Here is a 21,281-nt window from a genome sequence, read left to right on the forward strand (position 1 = left end):
TTAATGTATTTTAATTTCAAAATTTTATAGAGTATTTATTAATCAACTAGACTTATTAATTGTAAATTGTTTAATTTGTCAGAATGTAATTCAAATAATCTCATAAAATGAAAAAACATGTTTTATTGATTATTATATTAATTATAAAATTAACAGTTAATTCTCAAACAATAGAAATTACAGGCTCTATAGCCGATTCATCTTCAAAACAGTTATTGTCATTTGGTAATGTTATCTTAAAAAATAAAGCCGACTCGGTAATCCGTGGTTCCTTAACAAATGAAAACGGAGAATTTAAAATTAAAAATATTAAATATCAGGAAGGTCAGTATTTATTGGTAAAATATTTAGGTTTTACTGATAAAAAGGTAGAAATAAATTATACTAATAATTCAAAAATAAATATTGGTAAAATTTTTATTCAGCCTGATATAAACATGATGAAAGAGGCTGTAGTTATTGATAAGGCAAAATACATGGAGCAGCAATTCGACAGGAAAGTTTTTAACATAAATGCAGCAAAAACAACTTCTGCAAAAAATATATTTGATTTGTTACGAACTTTACCCGGTGTTACAGTGGAGTTAAATGATAATGTTAAATATAAAGGTGCGCCTGCCACAATTTACGTTGACGATCAGCCAGCCGAATATGTTTATCCAAAAACAGAAATGATTCCTGTTGCAAGTGTTTTAAAAATTGAAGTTATTGATGCTTCTTTACGAAGTGGTGAGGGTAAGGGTGGCATAATCAATATAAAAATGAAAAACCAGACAACAGACGGGTTTAGTGGGGTAGCTCAGACAAATAACAGTACAATTAAATTCAATAAAATTAATGAAAGTGAAGATTATATTAATGCTAATTATAAAGTAAAAAAGATATTGTTCTATTACAATGCAAATTATAATCATTCTAATTCTTATAGTGATAGCAAAACAGACGGAACCTTAAGTTTTGGTTCTAACAATTACCAGTTAAATGATGAATCAGGTAACGAAAGCAATTCTGATGCTTTATGGAATTATGGTGGTTTTAGAATTTCACCTAATGCCAATACCAGATTTAGGTTAACAGGTGGTTTTTATAAAAATAAGGGAACTTATCTTAGTAATGGTAATTCTCAACGTATTAATACAGGCACTAATACAATCTCTGATAAGTATAATGCTAATTCTGAGTATACTAATAATAGTATTAGCAAATGGGTTAATGCTTCGTTTTATCATAGAATTGATACTATTGGTAAAGAGATTTCTATTTATGGAGGTTTGCAAAATCAGGGAAATGTAAATAAATCTTTTCATACTTATAATTACGAGATGCCTGTTGTAAGCAGTGAAAATTATAAAACAGAAAATGATTGGGGCCAATTAGGGTTTTATGGTGGCTTATTTCATAATCATCCTATTAATGCTAAAACACGTTGGAATTTTGGCTGGAATGGCTGGTTTCAGTTGAGGGGTAATACAGATGATGTTTATACCCAGAATGATGTTATTAATTATCCTAAAACAAGCTACACTGATGGTAAGGTTCAAAGGCAGACATTAAGCTGGAGAATTGGTACTACTTTAAAAAAATGGAAATTTGACGCAGGTATTTCTGCACAATACAATAAAAATGTTGCTGAATTTACCCGTTTTAAAATAAATTCTGAAGATACTTTGCTAAAAGTTACACAGGATGGTATTCATGCTTTGCCTTCTGCAACAATAGTATTTTCGGCAGATAGTTTAAATGAAATTAAGTTTACTTATTCAAGAAGTATTCAATCTGTTTGGTATAATCAGTTATGCGATTTTATTGATAAACAAAATCCACGTAATTGGTCAGCAGGAAACTCAGAATTAAAACCAACAGCATACAATAATTTATTTTTGGGATATACATATAATAAACAAAAATGGAATTTTAATGCTGATATTTTTTATAGTGTTACTAACAATGATGTTTCTTATTTAACTGTTCCTTATAATGATATTATTTCAATTACCACACCCGCAAATATATCTCACAATAGTAGTCTGGGTATTGAGCTTTCTTCCTGGGTTTCGATAAAACAAAAGTGTGATTTAAATTTTTCGTCATCAATCAAGCAAACATATATTGAAACATCTGATTTAGCTGATAACGGGTTAAAGAAAAAAGATTTTGGTTTTAATGCTAAATTTAGCTCCGATTTTTTCTTTAACGAAAAAACTTCCGCTACTTTTTATATAAATTATTTTAGTCGTGAGATAACTTTTGAGGGTTATAATTTTGATTATATAAATTCCTCGGTAAGTTTAACACGTAAATTTTTTGAGAGCAAATTTTTATTGACTCTTGGTGTTAATAATGTTTTTGATGATTTTTTAAAACATGGGAGGTATTTAAATTATAGTGGTTTTGTTCAAAATACGATAGAGAATTCCAGTTCATACAAACCAACGTATTTTATAACATTACAGTATAAATTCAGGCAGGGCGACAGAGGAACAAAAGATTCTGGAAAACAAATGCAATAATAAAATGAATTCTTTCATTCATTATAACCAACCTGACACCAAAGATTGTGGACCTACCTGCTTACGCATGGTGGCAAAGCATTATGGACGTAGTTACACTTTGCAATATTTACGCGAAAAATCTTTTATTACTCGTGAAGGTGTTAGTATGTTGGGCATTAGTGATGCTGCTGAAAGTATTGGTTTTAGAACAATGGGAGTTAAAGTTGATTTTGAAAAATTATGTGCCGAAGCTCCTTTACCTTGCATTGTTCATTGGAAGCAAAATCATTTTGTGGTAGTTTATAGAATTGAAAGTAAAAAGTCGAAAGTTGTTGTGCACGTTGCAGATCCTGCTCATGGTCTTATTAAATATACAAAAGAGGAATTTTTAAAGTGTTGGATAAGTACTAAAACAAATGATAAAAATACTGGTATTGCATTATTGTTAGAACCAACGCCAAAATTTTATGAGTTAAAAGGTGAAAAATCAGATAGAACTAAAATCGATTTTTTATTTAAATACCTAAAGCCACATAAAAAATATATTATCCAATTGTTCTTGGGAATGTTGTTAGGAAGTTTGTTGCAACTTGTTTTTCCTTTCCTTACACAGGCTGTTGTAGATACAGGTATAGGCAATCAGAATATTGGTTTTATAACTCTTATATTAATTGCTCAGTTAGTCCTTTTTGCCGGAAGAATGTCGGTTGATTTTTTGCGTAGCTGGATATTGTTACATATAAGCACCCGAATTGATATTTCGCTTATTTCCGACTTTTTAATTAAGTTAATGCGCTTGCCTATTGGTTTTTTTGATACTAAGATGATTGGCGATATTATGCAGCGTATAGGTGACCATACACGTATTCAGAATTTTCTAACAGGTTCTTCACTCTCAACACTTTTCTCAATGGTCAATCTTGTTGTGTTTGGAGGCGTTTTAGCTTATTATGATTTAAAGATACTTGGTATTTTTCTTTTTGGAAATACACTTTATATTTTATGGATAGTATTGTTTTTACGTCGTCGTCGGGATTTAGATTTTAAACGATTTGCTCTGGCATCAGACAATCAGAGTAATTTATTTCAGCTTATTACCGGAATGCAGGAAATTAAGCTTAATAATTGCGAAAAACAAAAACGTTGGAGGTGGGAACGTATTCAGGCAAATCTCTTTAAAATAAATATTAAGAGTCTGGCATTGGGACAATATCAACAATTAGGCTCGTTATTTTTATCACAAACAACTACAATATTTATTTCGTTTTTGGCTGCTAGAGCAGTAATTCATGGCGAAATAACATTAGGTATGATGATGGCTGTAACATATATTGTTGGTCAGGTTTCAGCACCAATTGATCAAATGATAGGTTTTATACAATCGCTACAGGATGCAAAAATAAGTTTAGAAAGATTGGGTGAAATTCACAACAAAGATGACGAAGAACCGGAATCTCAACAACGAGTAACAATATTGCCTGATGAAAAGAATATTACAGTTGAGAATCTTACTTTCAGATATGAGGGACCGCATTCACCTGCGGTGTTAGAAGATATTTCATTGGATATTCCACAAGGAAAAGTTACTGCAATAGTTGGAACAAGTGGTAGCGGAAAAACAACATTAATTAAATTACTTTTAGGTTTTTACAAAATTGAAAAAGGTGAAATAAGAATTGGTAACACTTTACTAAATAATATTAATGGTTCATTTTGGCGTGGTAAGTGTGGTGTGGTAATGCAAGATGGTTTTATATTTTCTGAAACAATTGCCGAAAACATTGCTCCGGGAGATGAAAATATTAATCTGCAAAAATTAGCATCGGCATCAAAGTCTGCAAATATTCATAGCTTTGTTGAAGGATTGCCTTTAGGTTACAATACAAAGATTGGGCAGGAAGGTAGCGGAATTAGTCAAGGGCAAAAACAACGATTACTAATTGCTCGTGCCATATATAAAAATCCCGAATTTATATTTTTTGATGAAGCTACTAATGCTTTGGATGCAAACAATGAGAAACAGATAATGGAAAATCTTAATGAGTTTTTTAAGGGTAAAACGGTTGTAGTTGTAGCTCACAGATTAAGTACAGTAAAAAATGCAGATCAAATTGTTGTTCTTGAAAATGGGAAAATTATTGAAAAGGGGAATCATGAAACTTTAACAAATCTAAAAGGGTCATATTTTGAATTAGTTAAAAATCAATTGGAATTAGGTAATTAAAAAAACAGACACTGTTAAACGTAGATAAAACAGATAAGAATTAAAAAATGAAAATCCGTATTCATCAGTGTTAATCTGCGTCAAAAAGTTGTTCAAAAGATATATGGAACTTGAAGAAAAAATGATTGAATTACGAAGCGAGGAAGTTCAGGAAATACTTGGGCGACCACCTCGTTGGATTTTAAGGTGGGGAATTATTCTGCTGTTTTCTGTAGTGTTATTGCTATTTGTTGGCAGTTGGTTTTATAAATATCCGGATGTGATCGTTTCAGATATTTCTGTAACAACTGAAAATATTCCAGCAACTATGGTTGCTAAATCATCAGGTAAGATTATTAAGTTATTTGTTAAAGACAAACAAATTGTACAGCAAAACCAAATATTAGCAGCAATTGAAAATCCTGCAAGCTATCATGATGTGATTAAGTTAGATAGTTTATTGCAAATATTTAATCCTAAATCAAGTACGCTTGTACAAACAAATTCTTTTGATGATTTATTGTTAGGCGATATTCAAGTCTCATATATTAACTATATTAAATCATGCAATGATTATAATAACTTTATACAATTAAATTTACTTAATAAAAAGATTGAATTTTTAAAACAGCAAATTGAAATACAAAACCGATATTATAATAGATTAAATATACAAAGCGAACTGCAAAAAGAAGATTTAATAATTGCAAAATCTGAGTTTAAAAGAGACTCTTCACTTTACAGTGAGAAAGTAACATCTGAAGCAGAATTCTCAAAATCTAAATCTGCATTTATTCAAAGAAAACAGACATATGAAAGTGCAAAAACAAATCTTTTAAATGTTAAACTTCAGATTTCTCAATTAGGTCAACAAATTGTTGAATTACAATTACAGGTTCAGGAACAAAGCAAACAATATACACAGGCAATTGAACAATCATACAATACTTTATTAAATAGTGTAAAACAATGGAAACAACAATATCTCTTAATTTCGCCAATTAATGGTAGGGTAGCATTTACAACTGTTAGAAATGAAAACCAAAACATTACTGCAGGCGATAAAGTATTTACCGTTATACCAGAAGTGGAAAGCAGAATGGTTGGTAGAATTATAATGCCAATGCAGGGTTCTGGCAAAGTAAAAACAGGACAGAAAGTAAATATTAAGTTTTATAATTTTCCATATATGGAATTTGGTATGGTAATAGGAAAAGTAAAATCTATTTCTTTAATTTCAGAGGAATCAAATTACGTTGTAGAAGTAGATTTCCCAAATGGTTTAAAAACAAACTATGGGAAAAATTTAATTTTTAGTCAGGAAATGAAAGGATCTGCCGAAATTATTACTGAAGATATACGTTTAATTGAAAGATTTTTTAACCCTTTAAGATCACTAATAAACAGCAATTTTTGAAATTATAATTTATGTTGATTAAATGCGATTCCAATTGACCGATTAAGCACGCACATGAAAAAAATAATGCTTTTATTTTATTAAAAAACGGTTAATTTATTTTTTTGAAAATCTAAAACCAAACTGAATAACCAAAGAGAATTGATGAATTCCGATTTTTGAAAATGAATTATTTATAGCCGGAAAACTATATCCATAATAAAAATAAATACTACGAATACTTAGTCCGATTTTTGGTGTAATAATAAGAGTGTTGTTTTTTCCATCTGTTAAATATTTTGGTTCCACAGCAAGTATAATACTTCTAACATATAATTCAAAGCCGGCCTTAATGCCAATAATATTGTTATCTTTTTTGGGTTTTATTGCAGGAGTTAATTCTAGGGCACCATAATAATCAAATTTGTTACTGTGCTTAAAAATATGAGTATAATTAAATCTTGAAACTCCTAATTCTGCGAAAAAGGATTTTTGACATCCTAGTCCAAAACGAAATAATGTATGTGGTCTGTTACATTGTAAAGAGTTCAGTGTTTTACCAGATAAGGCAATTTCTGTTTCACCTTTACCCTGTTTAACAAGAAGTGTTAGAATAATAATGAAAAAAAAGAATCTGTTCAATTTTATAAATGTTTTAGGCAAATAATAAACTTTTAAATTGAAAAAAAATTGTAGTACAGTAATTACTTTTTCATTATTCCAGATTCTAATCTTTGTGTAAACTGTGATAAAGTATTAAATTATACTTTAACATAGTGTAGAAATTTCACCTTGAAAATTGTTATCCGCATTTTATGACGGGCAGAATGCCTTGGCCTTAATGTTTAACAATTTTAGTCATTAAACAATTATTGGTTTGTTTTATATTTAAAAAATAAATGCCATTTGCAAAATTCGAGATATCGATAACAGTTTTGTCTGTTGTTTTTAATATTAATTCGCCAAGAGTAGAATATAATTCAATTGTGAATTTTGGTTAGGGTTAGGAATATTAATGTGTATTAAAAAGTTTTATGGATTTGCTGTTATTATTTCATTTTATTTACTTAATCTATAATAAGGAATTTCCCTAACAGGCACAAACCCCAGCTTTTGAGCTAATTTGTACGATCCTAAATTTTCTAATCTGCATGCCCATATAGGTTCATAATTGTTCTCGATGCAATAATCTATCAATGCCGAACAGGTATATTGTGCTAATCCTTTACCACGAAATTCCGCTACTGTTTCAATTCCAAATTCAAGTTTGTCGTCGTGTATAAATGATGAATAAACTGTTGAGGCTAATTTGTTTTCATAAAACAAGCTAAAACCAATGCCATTTTCTAAAAAACTTTCCGAGTCATTCCAAAAATATAACGGTACAACACTTCCTTTCATCTCGTTGAAAATATTCTTGTCGGTTCGAACAATATGCAGATTTGATAATTTGTGTTTTTCTCTGAAATTCTGATATTTTTCAGGATTGAATTTAAAATTAACACGAGTATTCAGTTCAATAATACCGGTTTCTTTATTTTCAATATTATTAGAAGATTTAATAAGATAGCCTTTAAATAAATTATTTAAAACGGTATTCCAGTTATCAGGAAAAGCCTGCATCCATTCATGTTTATCTCTTTTGTGAAAGGTGTTAAGGGCGTAGTCCTTTAAAAGCTCATTGAATTCATGATTTTGCCAGTTCCCAAATAACAATGACATTCCATATGGATGAACCACATAATAAGTTTGTGGATTATCGTAATTGTCGACATAAATTTCGCCTTCAACGCAATGCTCAACTACAGAACGTGCAAACAAATTATTAATTGATACTTTTTGTAAAGGTTTAGCAAGTTTGTAGTAATTGTTTTTATCAAGGAGTTTCATAGAAAATTATATGCTAATAAAAGTGTTTACTGGCTTAAGTTTTATAGTGATACCAAAAATACAAAATAATTTTTTAGTTCAGGTTTTTCACAAATAAAAAACCCCAACTCAATGGTTCGTGTCTTCACGAAACAATGCAATGCTCGCAAAGAAAAACACTCTATTCCATTTTTTTATTTCTTTACCAATCATCTTCATAAAAGAGGGATAATAGGCAGGTCTATTTTATCTGTGGTTGCGGATTATATTTGGTAAATGATTTTTTTACAAATAAAAAAAACCGCCATTTCGAGGCGGTTCTTTATTTGTAACATTATACTTGTATTAGTACATTCCGTCCATTCCACCGCCACCTGGCATTGCAGGCATAGCTGGTTTGTCTTCTTTAATTTCACCAATAACACATTCTGTTGTAAGGAACATTCCTGCCACAGAAGCTGCATTTTCTAAAGCAATACGAGCTACTTTAGTTGGATCGATAACACCTGCTTCAAAAAGATTTTCGTATTTTTCTGTTTGAGCATTGAATCCGAAATCACCTTTACCATCCATAACTTTATGCACAATAACTGAACCTTCTAAGCCAGCGTTAACAACGATTTGGCGTAATGGTTCTTCTAATGCTCTTTTTACTATCTCGATTCCGGTTTGTTCGTCTTCGTTTGTGCCTTTTACTTTTTCAAGATCTTTAATAGCTCTGATAAAAGCAATACCACCACCAGGAATAATTCCTTCTTCAACAGCAGCACGGGTAGCGCTTAATGCATCGTCAACGCGGTCTTTCTTTTCTTTCATTTCAACTTCAGTAGCTGCACCAATATATAATACTGCAACGCCACCGCTTAATTTAGCTAAACGTTCCTGTAATTTTTCTTTATCGTAGTCAGATGTTGTGTTTTCAATCTGAGCTTTAATTTGATTTACACGACCTTTAATGTCAGCTTTTTTACCAGCACCATTAACGATAGTTGTATTTTCTTTATCAATACTTACTTTCTCAGCTTTTCCAAGCATTTCTAAAGTTGTAGTATCTAATTTAAATCCGCGCTCTTCTGTTACAACTGTTCCGCCTGTTAATACTGCCAAGTCTTCTAACATTTCTTTTCTTCTGTCGCCAAAACCAGGAGCTTTAACTGCAACAACCCTTAATGAACCACGAAGTTTGTTAACTACTAAAGTAGCTAATGCTTCACCATCGATATCCTCAGCAATAATAACCAAAGGACGACTTGATTGAACAACAGCTTCTAAAATTGGAAGCAAGTCTTTCATTGCAGAAATTTTCTTGTCGTGAATAAGAATGTATGGATTTTCCATTACACATTCCATTTTCTCTGTATTTGTAACAAAGTATGGAGAAATATATCCACGGTCGAATTGCATACCTTCAACTACTTCAACAGTTGTTTCGGTTCCTTTTGCTTCTTCAACAGTTATAACACCTTCTTTTTTAACTTTTTTCATTGCTTCAGCAATAAGTTTTCCGATGGTAGCATCGTTATTTGCTGAAATTCTTGCAACTTGTTCTATTTTGTTATAATCATCACCAACCTGACGTGTTTGTTTTTTTAAGTTAGCAATAACTGATGTAACTGCTAAGTCGATACCACGTTTTAAATCCATTGGATTTGCACCTGCGGTAACATTTTTTAAACCTACACTGATAATAGATTGTGCTAAAACGGTAGCTGTTGTTGTTCCGTCACCTGCATTGTCGGCAGTTTTTGAAGCAACTTCACGAACCATTTGTGCACCCATGTTTTCAAAAGTATCTTTTAATTCGATTTCTTTTGCAACTGTAACACCGTCTTTTGTAATTTGAGGTGCGCCAAATTTTTTCTCGATAACTACGTTACGACCTTTTGGTCCTAATGTAACTTTTACTGCATTTGATAATTTATCGATACCTCTTTTTAATGCTTCACGTGCGTCGATATTATATATAATTTCTTTCGCTGCCATAATAAATATTTATTTTAAATGATTATTCTACAATTGCTAATAAGTCTGATTGTCTCATTATGAGATATTTTGCATCACCTTCAGTAATTTCGGTTCCTGCATATTTACCATAAAGAACCATATCGCCAGCCTTTACTTTCATTTCTTCGTCTTTAGTTCCTGTTCCAACTGCTACAACTTTACCACGTTGTGGTTTTTCTTGTGCTGTATCAGGAATAAAAATACCGCTTGCTGTTTTTACTTCAGCAGGTTGAGCTTCTATTAAAACTCTGTCGGCTAAAGGTTTAATCTTGATTTTTGCCATGATTTATTTTATTTAGTTAAACAATTATTTTTTTTGATCTGACAGCGCTAAGTCTAATTTTATGCCATCAAAAATTTTGACAAAGAAAGCGACAATTTTACAATAACGTAAGTTAATAACAATAAAAAATGTCAGTATGTATGACATACTGACATTTAATATATGTATAAAATATTATTTATTTTCTGGTTGATTTTGTCCTGCAGCACCTGTTGTTGGCATTTCAGGCATTGCTGCACCCGAACCTGGCATTGTTTTTACCTGATCTTCGATTTTTGATTTATTTGGATCTGCGGTTTCGCGAGGTATTGTCATACTTGCAACTACTGAAAACACTAAAAGTGCACCAGCAAGATACCATGTTGCTTTTTCTAGAAAATCTGCTGATCTGCGAGCACCCATAATTTGCCCTGCCGAAGCAAAGCTAGAAGTAAAGCCACCACCTTTTGAGTTCTGAACTAAAACAATTAATATTAGTAAAACACAAATGATAAAAATTGCTATTATAACTAAAGTGTAAATCATACTTGATTGATTTATTGATTACTATTTTGTTCCTTTATTTTTAAAATAAGGTTTGCAAAGTAAATATTTTTTTCTGGATATTGCAAAGCTAATTTTTCATACATAGATATTGCCTTTTCTGTTAATCCTTGTTTGGCGTATATATCTGCAAGTGATTCAGACACTAACTCTATTTCGTTGTGTGAAATTAATGGTTCTTTTTGTCTTAAATTTGAGTTCTCGGGGGCAATTTTAAAGCTTAATCTTGGCTCAGATTTAATAAAAGCCTCTATTAAATCAGGGTTGGTTTTTGGCTTTGATACCTTTTTTGTGTCCTTTGAAATAAAATCCAGCCATTTTTCAAAAGGCATTGAGATTTGCTCAAGGTTTTCTGTTTTTTCAATTTCAGCAGAATCTTTTAAAACGGGTTCTTTTTCGAGTAAAGAATTAATATCGTATGCAGGTGCTGTGAAAAGTGGAGTTTGTTCGTCAAATGGATAATCTTTAACAATAGTTGTTTCTTTTTCCAATGTAAACATTGAATCCTTGTTTGAAACAACAATTTCATTATTCGTTATTTCTTCAGTAGTCTTTTCAGAAATAATTTCATCAATTTGTTTTTCATCAGAAACAATAAGTTTGTGTTTAAATTTTTTAGTAAATGAAACCGGCTCAATTTCTGTGACTTCTTCTTTTATTGGTTCTATTTCCTGAATTACATCATACTTTGTTAAATCTTCTTCTTCGGTAATAACTATAAAATTATCTGCTGTAACATCTTCAATTTCAGGTTTGCTTTCAGCAATAATCTCTTCGTGTTTCTTTTCTTCAGGTATAACAATAAAGCTTTCGTCTTTTACCTCTTTTACCTTTGATTTATGTTCAGCAATAATTTCATCAAGTAATTGTTCTTGATTAACAAAAGATTGTTCTTTTATTACAATAGGTATCGTTTCAACTTTTTCTTTAATTTGTTCTTTAGATTTTCCCCTCTCCGCATGTATTGTTGCTACTTTTTTAAGTATCAGGTCGGCAAGACTTTCTTTTACAGGCTCCTTTTTAATAATTTCCTCTACAACTTCTTTTTCTTTTGTTATATAGTGTTCTTCAACAACTAGCACTGGAATTTCAGCTTGTGTTTTTTCGGTTACTTTTTCATCTTTAACAATTTGCTCATAATCGATATTGTTTTGTGGAGTTTCTTTAATAACATCTGTTACCGGCAAAATTGGTTCTTCTGTTATTTGGTGATCTATATTAATTGGTTCTGTTATAATTTCTTTTTCTTTTGCAATTTCTGTATATATTTCTGAATCATCATTCGTATTTATTTCTTCAGTTACTATAGGCAGAATGTTATTTTCTTCTTTTGTTGGAATTTCTTCTTCCTTAGTTTCGATAATGTCAGTTAAAATGTCTGAAGTGGAAACTATAGTGGAATCTTTGCTATTAGTAATGGTTTCATCTTCTGTAACAACTTCAATTTCTTTAGTCTCTGGCGTTTCTGAAATATTGTGAATGTTGTTGTGTTCTGTGTTTGTGTTAAATGTTAATGTGGATTCCTTTGAGTTTATTTTATTTTCATTTATTAATTCATACAATACTTTACGATTACCCGCATACGCTGAAACCACTCTTAGTTCATCATTGTATCTGTAGTCGTTAAGTAAGTGTAAGTTTTTTAAATATAATAATCTTGCTGATTGAAAATACGGGTAGCGTGTTATTAATTCGCTAAGTTCAGCTAGTGATTGGCTGTTAAGCGTATTGGGTTGCTCTAGATATGTGTAAAATGAGTCTAAATTCATGCTTACCAGTTTGTGACTGCTGCGTTAAATATATCTTCAGTAAGTTTTTCAACAATTTGCTGAATAAGGTCTTCTTCAACGCTGCTTAATATTTTTGTACTTTCGTAGTCTGCAAACTGCGAAAATGATTTATCAAAATTAAGATTGGGGTTTTTTGCATTTGTGAATTTTACGTGAACTACTATGGTAAGTCTGTTTAAGCCGGCTGTTTCATTTCCCTGAATCGCCATTGGCATTGTGCTGTAATTTGTTATTTCGCCCTGAAAATCAAGGTCAGCTGAGCTGTTTATTAATTCCAGACTGGTTTGTGATGTTAATTTATTTTTTAAGGCCTCTGTAAAAACTGTGCTAAGTGTAGGTTGGAAAAGTGGTGCCTGATTTGGAAAAAATTGTACACTTAGAGTTTTCATTTCAGGAGAAAGTGATGCACCCGAAAATGAATAGTTAATTCTGCAACCCAAAATCCCAATTAATAAAAGAAAAGATAATATTAAAACCAGTTTCCTTTTCATGTTATTCTCCAAGATTATATTCTTTTATTTTTCTATAAAGTGTTCGTTCAGAAATACCTAATTCTGTTGCTGCTAATTTACGTTTTCCATGATACTTTTCAAGTGCCTTAATAATAAATTCTTTTTCCTTTTCTTCCAAAGAAAATGATTCTTCTTCAAAAATTTCTGTGTCCTGAATATTTTCGTGATTTACATTTGAAATACGAATAGTTGGCTCTGTGTTCTGATTAATAATTGTTTGATTATCTGTAACTGTTGGTTGATATGATTTTTCCCTTACCGGTACATTTCCTATTCTGTCGTGCATTATATCATTTACCAACTGCTTTAGTTCATTCATGTCTTTTTTCATGTCGAACAGTATCTGATAAAGTATTTCTCGTTCAGAATTAAATGTTTTATTGTCAACAATGTCACCCGAAAAAATAGCTGGTAACTTGGAAGTAAATGCGTCTGGTAAATATTTTTGGAGAGAGTCTTCAGATATATCCCTGTTTTGCTCAATAATTGAAATTTGCTCTGTAATATTTTTAAGTTGACGTACATTTCCCGGCCAACCATAATTAGTTAATGCCATCTGCGCACCAGGACTAAGCTTAATAGTCGGCATACGATATTTTTCGGCAAAATCGCTTGAAAATTTTCTGAAAAGTAAAAGAATGTCTTCTGTTCTGTCTCTTAGTGGAGGAACAAATATAGGAACGGTATTCAGCCTGTAATTTAAATCTTCTCTGAAACGACCGGATTGTATCGCTCTTGGGATATCTACATTTGTTGCAGCAACAACTCTTACATTAGTTTTCTGAGATTGCGAACTACCGACTTTAAAAAATTCTCCCGTTTCTAAAACCCTAAGTAAGCGAACCTGTGTAGATAAAGGTAATTCTGCAACTTCATCCAAAAAGATTGTTCCGTTATGAGCTACTTCAAAATAACCTTTACGTTTTTCGTGGGCACCTGTAAAAGATCCTTTTTCGTGACCAAAAAGCTCTGAATCGATAGTTCCTTCCGGAATTGCACCACAGTTTACAGCAATATAAACCCCATGCTTTCGTGGACTAAACTGATGTATAATTTGAGGAAAAATTTCTTTACCTGTACCACTTTCTCCTGTAATCAATACAGAAAGATCGGTTGCTGCTACCTGCATAGCAATATCAATAGCTCTTGTAAGCCCTGCCGAGTTTCCAATTATACCGAAACGCTGTTTAACTTGCTGAATATCCATAACTCACAATATCATATAATGCAACTGACAAAATTACAAAAAGATTGACATATTGCCATGAAAATTCTTTATGATATTGCAAAGATTAGATTTTTTTAACTGTTCCAAAACTGGTTTAGATTTTTACATTTATGATATTTTATTTTTACTCATGTTGTAAAACAGTTAATTGCGGAATATCTTTCAAAAAATTTAATTATGATATTGTCTACAAATATTTTTGATTATTTTTGTTTGCTTTTAAAAAACGAAATTATCGAATGATATTGCTATTTAAAGCGTGTCGCAACATCTTTTTAGTTACAGTTTTACTGTTTTCAGCTACTAAAATATGGGCAAACGAAATTGAAGTTGATTCTACAAAATCTGAAGCCGAAACCAAACATGAAAAAGCTTTTAAGCCCGGTGATTTTATTATTGATCACGTACTTGACAATCATGAATGGCATATTGCAAACTTTAATGGTCATCATATAAGTATTCCTCTTCCGGTAATTTTATATAGCAGAAGCGAAAGAAATAGTGGTTTGCATGTTTTTATGTCCTCAAAATTTCATCATGGCGAAGAAGCATACGATGGGTTTAAATTGGAACTTGAGGGTCCGCATAAAGGTAAAATTGTTGAAGTAAACGAAGCAGGTGAAGTTGATGAAACCGCACCATACTTATTTGATCTTTCTATTACTAAAGTAGTTTTGGAATTATTTTTAGTATTTGCAATAATGCTTTGGATCTTCTTAAGTGTTTCAAAATCCTACAAAAAGAGAAAAGATAAAGCACCAAAGGGAATGCAATCCTGGATGGAGCCATTAATTCTGTTTGTACGCGATGATATTGCACGACCTTCTATTGGTCATAAATATGAGAAATATCTTCCTTATTTACTTACAATTTTCTTTTTCATTTTTATTTCAAATTTATTAGGTCTTGTACCTTTTTTCCCAGGTGGAGCAAACTTAACGGGAAATATAGCTATTACAATGATTTTAGCATTATTTACTTTTGTAATAACTACTGTAAATGCTAATGCAAATTATTGGAAACATATAATAAATGCTCCAGGAGTTCCATGGTGGTTAAAAATTCCACTTCCATTAATGCCGATTGTTGAAATTATTGGAGTAGTAACAAAACCATTTGTACTTATGGTTCGTCTTTTTGCGAACATTACAGCTGGTCACATTATTGCTTTAGGTTTTTTCAGTCTTATTTTTATTTTTGGTGAAATGAGTACTGGTGCAGGTTATGGAATCTCAATTTTATCAGTTATTTTTACTGTATTTATGTCAATGCTTGAACTTCTTGTTGCGTTTATTCAGGCATATGTATTTACATTGCTTTCGGCTATTTATTTCGGATTGGCCACCGAAGAACATCATTAAAATTTCTTTAAACCTCAATAATTTATGATTACATTAACAATTATTTTACAGGCACTTGCAAACACAGCTATTGCAAAAATGGGAGCTGGTATTGGTGCAGGTATTGCTACAGTTGGCGCAGGTATTGGTGTTGGTAACATTGGTGCTAGTGCTTTAACAGCAATTTCCAGACAACCAGAAGCTTTAGGCGATATTCGTTCTAACATGATTATTGCTGCTGCACTTGTTGAAGGTGTTGCATTTTTTGCTATTGTTGTTTGTTTGTTAATTCTTTTCGTATAGAGAAGAAAAGAAATTCTTGCAAAGAAAGCGGTTGGCTTTCTTTGCAGGTTTTTAATAAATTAATTATTAAACAATATTTACTAATCGCAAATCATATATAAATTATGGAACTCGTAACCCCTGGAATAGGCCTCATTTTTTGGATGCTACTTTCTTTTACGTTAGTATTAATTATTCTCAAAAAATATGCATGGAAACCTATTCTAAAAATGATTAAAGAGCGTGAAGATAATATTGAGAATGCTCTAAAATCTGCTGAAAAAGCCAAAGATGAAATGGCAAAATTGCAGTCAGATAACGAAAGAATTATTAACGAAGCTCGTAAAGAACGAGACGTTGTGTTAAAAGAAGCACGTGAAATAAAAGACAAAATTATTTCTGATGCAAAAGTTCAGGCAGGTATTGAAGCAGGAAAAATTGTTGAAAATGCTAAATCGTTAATTCAAGGTGAAAAAATGGCTGCCCTTACCGATATTAAAAATCAGATTTCATTTTTATCTGTAGAAATAGCAGAAAAAATTCTTAAAAAGGAGCTTTCAAAAGATTCCAGTCAAAAGGAATATATCGAAAGTCTAATTAAAGATATTAACCTAAATTAAGGATGAACTATAGCAAAATAGGTGTTAGATATGCAAAGGCCTTATTAATGGCTGCTGTTGAAGACAACCTTCTTGAGGATGTTAAAAACGACATGCTGTACATTGATGGTATAGTTAAAGCTGTTCCTGAGTTTAATCAGATTTTACTTAGTCCTATAATTAAACCATCCGAAAAGCAAAATATATTTAAAGTTACTTTTGCTGCTACAATGTCAAAACTAACAATTAAGTTTTTAGAGATGCTTATTTTGCATCGAAGAGAAAGCAGGTTAGAAGACATCGCAAGAAATTTCTTAGATCAGTATAGAAGTTATAAAGGAATTATTACAGCCTCACTTGTTACACCTATTGAAATTGATGAGGCTTCTAAAAATAAAATCGCTGCTTTACTACAAAGCAAATACAATAAAAAAATTGAATTAACTCCAACAGTAGATCCTTCAATACTTGGTGGATTTGTTCTACAGGTTGAGGACTTACAATATGATTCGAGTGTTCAGACTCGTCTCAGAAAAGTTCGTCAGGAATTAATCAATACTCAATTTAAAAACGAATAAGAATTAAAATATATGGCAGAAATTAAACCGGGTGAAGTTTCCCAAATTTTAAGAAATCAGCTAAAAGGACTCACAGCCGATGCCGACTTAAGCGAAGTTGGTTCTGTACTTCAGGTTGGTGATGGTATCGCTAGAATTTATGGCTTATCAAATGTTCAGGCAAATGAAATGGTTGAATTTGAAAGCGGTATGAAAGGAATCACCCTTAACCTAGAAGAAGATAATGTTGGAGTTGTGTTGCTTGGTTTGTCGGAAGGAATTAAAGAGGGTGATAAAGTCAAAAGAACCAAACAGATTGCTTCAATAATGGTTGGTGAAGGTTTGTTGGGCAGAGTAATTAATACTCTTGGTGAACCAGTTGATGGTAAAGGTCCAATTTCAGGACAGCTTTATGAAATGCCTTTAGAACGTAAGGCTCCTGGTGTAATTTATCGTCAGCCTGTAAAAGAACCATTACAGACAGGTGTAAAATCTATTGATGCAATGATTCCTATTGGTCGTGGTCAGCGCGAGCTAATCATTGGTGACCGTCAAACAGGAAAAACTGCTATTGCAATAGATACAATTATTAATCAACGTGAATTTTTCGAAAAAGGAAAACCTGTATTCTGTATTTATGTAGCTATTGGTCAGAAAGGATCGACAGTTGCAAATATTGCAAAAACTCTTGAGAAAAATGGTGCAATGAGTTATACTGTAATTGTTGAGGCTACAGCAAGTGACCCCGCAGCAATGCAGTTTTATGCTCCTTTTGCAGGATGTGCAATTGGTGAGTTTTTCCGCGATTCTGGTCGTCATGCGCTTATAGTATATGATGATTTATCAAAACAAGCTGTTTCTTATCGTGAAGTTTCTTTGTTGCTCCGTCGCCCACCGGGACGTGAAGCTTATCCTGGAGATGTGTTCTATTTGCATTCCCGTTTATTAGAAAGAGCAGCTAAAGTTATCGAATCAGATGAGATTGCTAGAACAATGAACGATTTACCTGAGGTATTAAAACCAATGGTAAAAGGTGGAGGTTCGTTAACTGCTCTTCCAATTATCGAAACTCAGGCAGGTGACGTGTCTGCATATATCCCAACCAATGTAATTTCTATTACAGATGGTCAGATTTATCTTGAGTCAAATTTATTCAACTCCGGTATTCGTCCGGCTATTAACGTAGGTATTTCGGTATCACGTGTTGGAGGTAATGCTCAGATTAAATCAATGAAAAAAGTTGCCGGTACATTAAAAATTGATCAGGCACAATATCGCGAATTAGAAGCTTTCTCAAAATTTGGTTCCGACCTTGATGCAGCAACAAAGGCTGTACTTGATAAAGGAGCAAAAAATGTTGAAATTCTAAAGCAAGGTCAGTATTCACCGGTATTAGTTGAAGAACAAATTGCAATAATTTATTGCGGAACAAAAGGATTACTAAAAGATGTTCCTGTTAAAAAAGTTGTAGAATTTGAGCGTGATTATTTAGAGTATTTAAGAACTAAGCATGCTGACACTTTAGAAACTTTGCGTAAAGGAACTATAAATGATGATGTAACTGCTGTTCTTGAAAAAGTAGCTGCAGAAATTTCAGCAAAATTTAAAGTGCTTTAATTTAGTATATGGCGAATTTAAAAGAGATACGAAACAGTATTGCATCTGTAAGTTCAACAAAGCAGATTACCAGTGCCATGAAAATGGTATCGGCTGCAAAGTTGCGCAAATCACAGGATGCTGTACTTAAAATGAGACCTTACGCAAATAAGCTTCAGGAGGTTCTTGCAGAAGTTTGTGGTAATCTCGATAATGCAAATGAAAATGCATTTATAAAGCATCGCGAAATTAAAAACGTACTTTTAATTGTTGTTACTTCTAACAGAGGAATGTGCGGTGCATTTAATTCTAATGTTATTCGTCGTGCATTACAATATGCAGAAGAAACTTTTCCGGTTCAGTTTGCAGCCAAAAAAGTACACTTTTTCTGTTTTGGAAAGAAGGGAGCAGATTTTTTAAGATCAAAGAATTATCCTGTTGCTGGTTTTGAAAATAAAATTTTCGATAACCTTAAATATCTCAGTACTGCAAAATTTGCCGATGAATTGATGCAAAAATATTCATTACATGAATATGATCGTATCGACATTCTTTATAACAAATTTAAAAATGCTGCTGTTCAGATTTTAACAACAGAACAGTATCTACCTGTGCCAATAAATAAGACTGTTTCGGGAAAAGGCTCACGTAAGTTCTATATTTTTGAACCAAACGAAGAAGATATTGTAAGCCAGTTAATACCTAAGACATTAAAAACACAGCTTTTTAAATCATTGTTGGATAGTTATGCAGCAGAACAAGGTGCAAGAATGACAGCAATGCATAAAGCAACTGATAATGCTACAGTATTAATTAACCATTTAAAGTTAACATATAACAAAGCGCGCCAGGCTGCAATTACTAATGAAATTTTAGAAATTGTTAGTGGTGCAAATGCACTGAAATCATAACAATTACCAGTCTTTGGTAATTTAACATATTGCAAATGAGTTCTGAAATTGTTAAAAATCCTTTGGGATATTATGAGGTTATACCCAAACCATCAGAGAAAGAACTCCAGAATTATTATCATGATAAATATTATCAAGATAACCTGAAATATGAAAATAGCTATACCCTTAATGAGGTTAAGTATTTAAAAAATCGTAACGAACAAAAACAGTTTATTTTAAATAATTATTCTGGAATAAACTATTCTTCCGGAACAATTCTAGATATTGGATGTGGAGAGGGGTGGACTATCTCTTTCTTTCAAGATTTAGGGTTCAATGTTACTGGTTTAGATTATAGCACACATGGTATTCTAACGCATAATCCAAATTTAGCAGAGAAAATTATATGTGGAGATATATATGAAAACATTCAACAGTTAATTAAGGATAATAAAAAGTATGATATTATTTGGCTTGATAATTTATTAGAACACGTAATAGATCCACTTTCACTATTAGAAGATTGTAAGAAATTGGCAACTGCTAACACAACCTTGGTAATTGAAGTTCCAAATGATTTTTCCACTTCACAAATGAAGTTATTAAACGAAGGAAAAATTCCAAATGAGTTTTGGGTAGTATTACCAGATCATTTAAACTATTTTTCTAAAGAAAGTTTAGATAATATTTCTTTAAAAGCAGGTTGGACAAATTATTATTCAATTGCTGATTTCCCAATAGATTTCTTTTTGTTTAATGCTGATTCAAATTATGTGATAGATAAAACGAAAGGGAAAAATTGTCATTTTGCAAGAGTTGAGATTGACAATATGTTTCACTCTATTTCTGTTGAGAATACAGTGCAATATTATAAATCGCTTGCGTTAATGGGCATTGGTCGGCAAATAATAAGTTTTTATAGATTTACAAATATTTAAGTTTGAAACATGAAGAATATAAAAGTACTTTCTGGCGCTAATGAAAAGGAAAAAAATCTAAGGGAAGATTATTTGAAATTGTATTCAGAAGCTCCAATTGCCGACAGCGAGAAAATTCAGAACATGGGTTTGTTTATTAACAGAATGAACTTATCAAGAATTTTATTTATGCAGGAGTTGTATCTTAAAATTATTAATGTACATGGTATAATTATCGAATTTGGAGTAAGGTGGGGTCAAAATTTATCGTTGTTTAGTAATTTTAGAGGAATATATGAACCATTTAATTATAATCGGAAAATTGTGGGTTTTGATACATTTGAAGGATTTCCAGAAGTTGACTTAAAAGATGGCGAAAAAGTTTCAGTTGGTGATTATAATGTAACAAATAACTATGAAGATTATCTTGAAAAGGTTCTGATTTATCACGAGTCAGAAAGTCCAATTTCACATAAACGAAAATTTGAACTTGTAAAAGGTGATGCAACAAAGACTTTTGAAAAGTATTTAATTAGTCACCCGGAAACTATTGTTGCTTTTGCATATTTTGATTTTGATATTTATAAACCAACAAAAATTTGCTTGGAGCTTTTAATGGAAAGGGTTACAAAGGGCTCAGTAATTGCTTTTGATGAATTAAATTGTCCCGAATTTCCTGGCGAGACTTTAGCATTAATGGAAGTAATGGGATTAAAAAAATATTCTATAAGAAGAAGTCCTTTAACACCTTTGATTTCATATTTAACTATTGAATAA

20 protein-coding genes are annotated in these 21,281 nt (G+C 31.7%); 11 read left to right on the forward strand and 9 right to left on the reverse strand.

The features are described 5' to 3' along the window. Window positions 1-107 precede the first annotated feature (107 nt). From HY951_11645 to HY951_11655, 3 genes are all read left to right on the forward strand, one after another. Window positions 108-2,510: a TonB-dependent receptor gene (locus tag HY951_11645; protein MBI5540706.1), complete on the forward strand. Its 2,403-nt coding sequence runs from the start codon at window positions 108-110 to the stop codon at window positions 2,508-2,510. Window positions 2,511-2,514: 4 nt separating this feature from the next. Then, window positions 2,515-4,716 carry a peptidase domain-containing ABC transporter gene (locus HY951_11650; protein MBI5540707.1) on the forward strand — a complete coding sequence of 734 codons (2,202 nt, stop codon included), beginning with the start codon at window positions 2,515-2,517 and terminating at the stop codon, window positions 4,714-4,716. A 103-nt stretch (window positions 4,717-4,819) separates the two neighbouring features. Beyond that, window positions 4,820-6,112 (forward strand): HlyD family efflux transporter periplasmic adaptor subunit, encoded by a 1,293-nt coding sequence (locus tag HY951_11655; GenBank protein MBI5540708.1) that lies wholly within the window; start codon window positions 4,820-4,822, stop codon window positions 6,110-6,112. 96 nt (window positions 6,113-6,208) lie between these two features. Here HY951_11655 and HY951_11660 read toward each other — a convergent pair whose 3' ends face one another. The 9 genes from HY951_11660 to HY951_11700 all read right to left on the reverse strand — a co-directional run bounded on the left by HY951_11660 (window position 6,209) and on the right by HY951_11700 (window position 14,299). Further along, entirely contained in the window at window positions 6,209-6,733 is a 525-nt protein-coding gene (locus tag HY951_11660) for a hypothetical protein (protein MBI5540709.1), read from the reverse strand. Window positions 6,734-6,929: 196 nt separating this feature from the next. Further along, window positions 6,930-7,076: a T9SS type A sorting domain-containing protein gene (locus tag HY951_11665; protein MBI5540710.1), complete on the reverse strand. Its 147-nt coding sequence runs from the start codon at window positions 7,074-7,076 to the stop codon at window positions 6,930-6,932. Between the two features lie 74 nt (window positions 7,077-7,150). Beyond that, window positions 7,151-7,981 (reverse strand): GNAT family N-acetyltransferase, encoded by an 831-nt coding sequence (locus tag HY951_11670; GenBank protein MBI5540711.1) that lies wholly within the window; start codon window positions 7,979-7,981, stop codon window positions 7,151-7,153. 324 nt (window positions 7,982-8,305) lie between these two features. After that, window positions 8,306-9,943 (reverse strand): chaperonin GroEL, encoded by a 1,638-nt coding sequence (groL, locus tag HY951_11675; GenBank protein MBI5540712.1) that lies wholly within the window; start codon window positions 9,941-9,943, stop codon window positions 8,306-8,308. A gap of 22 nt (window positions 9,944-9,965) precedes the next feature. Then, on the reverse strand, window positions 9,966-10,247 hold the full coding sequence (locus HY951_11680) for a co-chaperone GroES (protein ID MBI5540713.1): 282 nt from the start codon (window positions 10,245-10,247) through the stop codon (window positions 9,966-9,968). Between the two features lie 174 nt (window positions 10,248-10,421). Then, window positions 10,422-10,769 (reverse strand): preprotein translocase subunit SecG, encoded by a 348-nt coding sequence (secG, locus tag HY951_11685; GenBank protein MBI5540714.1) that lies wholly within the window; start codon window positions 10,767-10,769, stop codon window positions 10,422-10,424. 14 nt (window positions 10,770-10,783) lie between these two features. Next, window positions 10,784-12,559 carry a hypothetical protein gene (locus HY951_11690; GenBank protein ID MBI5540715.1) on the reverse strand — a complete coding sequence of 592 codons (1,776 nt, stop codon included), beginning with the start codon at window positions 12,557-12,559 and terminating at the stop codon, window positions 10,784-10,786. A gap of 2 nt (window positions 12,560-12,561) precedes the next feature. After that, a complete protein-coding gene (locus HY951_11695) occupies window positions 12,562-13,071 on the reverse strand; it encodes an LptE family protein (protein ID MBI5540716.1) in 510 nt (169 codons plus the stop codon). Between the two features lies 1 nt (window position 13,072). After that, the gene (locus HY951_11700; GenBank protein ID MBI5540717.1) at window positions 13,073-14,299 is read right to left on the reverse strand and encodes a sigma-54-dependent Fis family transcriptional regulator; all 1,227 of its coding nucleotides are present in this window, start codon (window positions 14,297-14,299) and stop codon (window positions 13,073-13,075) included. 260 nt (window positions 14,300-14,559) lie between these two features. Here HY951_11700 and atpB point away from each other — a divergent pair, with 260 nt between their 5' ends. From atpB to HY951_11740, 8 genes are all read left to right on the forward strand, one after another. After that, window positions 14,560-15,681 (forward strand): F0F1 ATP synthase subunit A, encoded by a 1,122-nt coding sequence (gene atpB, locus HY951_11705; GenBank protein MBI5540718.1) that lies wholly within the window; start codon window positions 14,560-14,562, stop codon window positions 15,679-15,681. A gap of 27 nt (window positions 15,682-15,708) precedes the next feature. Then, window positions 15,709-15,963 (forward strand): ATP synthase F0 subunit C, encoded by a 255-nt coding sequence (gene atpE / locus HY951_11710; GenBank protein MBI5540719.1) that lies wholly within the window; start codon window positions 15,709-15,711, stop codon window positions 15,961-15,963. A gap of 104 nt (window positions 15,964-16,067) precedes the next feature. After that, a complete protein-coding gene (locus HY951_11715; GenBank protein MBI5540720.1) occupies window positions 16,068-16,562 on the forward strand; it encodes a F0F1 ATP synthase subunit B in 495 nt (164 codons plus the stop codon). A 2-nt stretch (window positions 16,563-16,564) separates the two neighbouring features. Continuing rightward, complete coding sequence (gene atpH, locus HY951_11720) at window positions 16,565-17,119, forward strand: ATP synthase F1 subunit delta (protein ID MBI5540721.1); 555 nt, start codon at window positions 16,565-16,567, stop codon at window positions 17,117-17,119. A gap of 12 nt (window positions 17,120-17,131) precedes the next feature. Then, on the forward strand, window positions 17,132-18,715 hold the full coding sequence (locus HY951_11725) for a F0F1 ATP synthase subunit alpha (protein MBI5540722.1): 1,584 nt from the start codon (window positions 17,132-17,134) through the stop codon (window positions 18,713-18,715). Between the two features lie 8 nt (window positions 18,716-18,723). Beyond that, window positions 18,724-19,605 (forward strand): ATP synthase F1 subunit gamma, encoded by an 882-nt coding sequence (gene atpG / locus HY951_11730; GenBank protein MBI5540723.1) that lies wholly within the window; start codon window positions 18,724-18,726, stop codon window positions 19,603-19,605. 35 nt (window positions 19,606-19,640) lie between these two features. After that, window positions 19,641-20,525 carry a class I SAM-dependent methyltransferase gene (locus tag HY951_11735; GenBank protein MBI5540724.1) on the forward strand — a complete coding sequence of 295 codons (885 nt, stop codon included), beginning with the start codon at window positions 19,641-19,643 and terminating at the stop codon, window positions 20,523-20,525. Between the two features lie 9 nt (window positions 20,526-20,534). Beyond that, on the forward strand, window positions 20,535-21,281 hold the full coding sequence (locus HY951_11740; GenBank protein MBI5540725.1) for a crotonobetainyl-CoA--carnitine CoA-transferase: 747 nt from the start codon (window positions 20,535-20,537) through the stop codon (window positions 21,279-21,281).

The sequence above is a fragment of the Bacteroidia bacterium genome, from assembly GCA_016218155.1.
GTDB lineage: Bacteria > Bacteroidota > Bacteroidia > Bacteroidales > GWA2-32-17 > GWA2-32-17.